This window comes from Streptomyces sp. NRRL B-1347, from assembly GCF_000720325.1.
Classification (GTDB): Bacteria; Actinomycetota; Actinomycetes; order Streptomycetales; family Streptomycetaceae; genus Streptomyces.
On record NZ_JOJM01000218.1, the window covers coordinates 1 to 1,450 of the forward strand.

At 69.3% G+C, this 1,450-nt stretch carries 1 protein-coding gene; it reads right to left on the reverse strand.

Translation table 11 applies throughout. From position 1 onward, the window contains the following. Window positions 1-116: 116 nt before the first annotated feature. Entirely contained in the window at window positions 117-1,382 is a 1,266-nt protein-coding gene (locus IG74_RS0144565) for an IS701 family transposase (RefSeq protein ID WP_037827392.1), read from the reverse strand. Window positions 1,383-1,450: the final 68 nt, after the last annotated feature.

Here is a 1,450-nt window from a genome sequence, read left to right on the forward strand (position 1 = left end):
CCTAGTAGGGCTTGGTCAGGTTGGTGCGGGGTCGGGGATGTCGCGGTGACAGGTGGGGCAGGCGCCGATCCAGATCGCGAGGAGTAACTGCAGCTCGCGGACGACTCGGTAGAGGCTCAGGCCGACGCCGTCTCTTTTGGGGACCGGCTCAGCCGTTGCAGGGTGCAGAAGGCGTGGGCCGCGGAGACGAGGCTGACGTGGTGATGCCAGCCTGGCCAGGTGCGGCCCTCGAAGTGGGCCAGGCCCAGGGCCTGTTTCATCTCGCGGTAGTCGTTCTCGATGCGCCAGCGCAGCTTCGCGGTGCGGACCAGGACGGGCAGCGGGGTGTTCTCGGGCAGGTTGGACAGCCAGAACTGCACGGGCTCGTCCTGGTTGGCGGGCCACTCGGCCAGCAGCCAGCGCACCGGCAGCTCGGCGCCGGAGACGGCCTTGCGGATCTCGCGTCCGGCGGGTCTGATCCGCAGAGCGACAAAGCGCGAGTACATGCGCTTGTGCCCGCTTCGGCCACTGCCCGGCCGTGAACCCTCCCTCCACTGCACCGGCCGTGCGGCGCGTTTGCCAGCCGCGATGACCAGGCTCTTCACCCTCTGAGCCGGAACGGGGTAGGCCGCAACCGGTGGCCGGCCCCGGCCGGAGTAGGCCGCAGTGCACGGCTGTGTGTCCTCAGGGTGAGCGGTGGTCGTGGTCGAGATGCCGACCACGTAGGTGAGGCCGCGGTCTTCCAGCCCGAGCCGGAAGGCGGCGGTATCGCCGTAGCCGCCGTCGGCGATGACCTGGGGCACTTCGATGCCCCAGGACCGCGTCTCGTCGATCATGTCGAGGGCCAGCTGCCACTTCTCGACATGCCCGATGCCCTCGGGGATCTGGCACTTCGCACGGCGGGTCACCTTGTCCGCATCGGCCTTCGGCGAGGCGGGATCCCAGCTCTCGGGCAGAAACAGGCGCCAGTTCACCGCCGCCGAGGCATGGTTGGCCGCCAGGTGCAGCGAGACCCCGGCCTGGCAGTTGGTGACCTTGCCCGCCGTCCCCGTGTACTGCCTGGTCACACACGCGGATGCGTCCCCGTCCTTGAGGAACCCGGTGTCATCGATGATCAGCGCGGTGGGCCTGATGACCGGCTGCATCCGCCACGCGAGCCGGGCCCGGACATGCGCCGCATCCCACGGGCTGGAGGTGACGAAGTGGGCCAGGGCCTGCCGGTTGCCGTCCTCGCCCAGCCGCGCGGCCATCGGCTCCACCGACTTACGCCCGCCATCCAGCAGCAGTCCCCGCAGATAGACCCCACCCCACCGGCGCTGGTCCACCCGCGCGAACGGCTCGAACATCTCCGCCGCGAAATCCTCCAGATCACACCGGACCGCGGCCAACTCCCCACCCAACACACCCGATCAACGGCACGACCGAGCAAGCGGACACGCCACCATCGAGCGAACCTGACCAAGCCCTACTA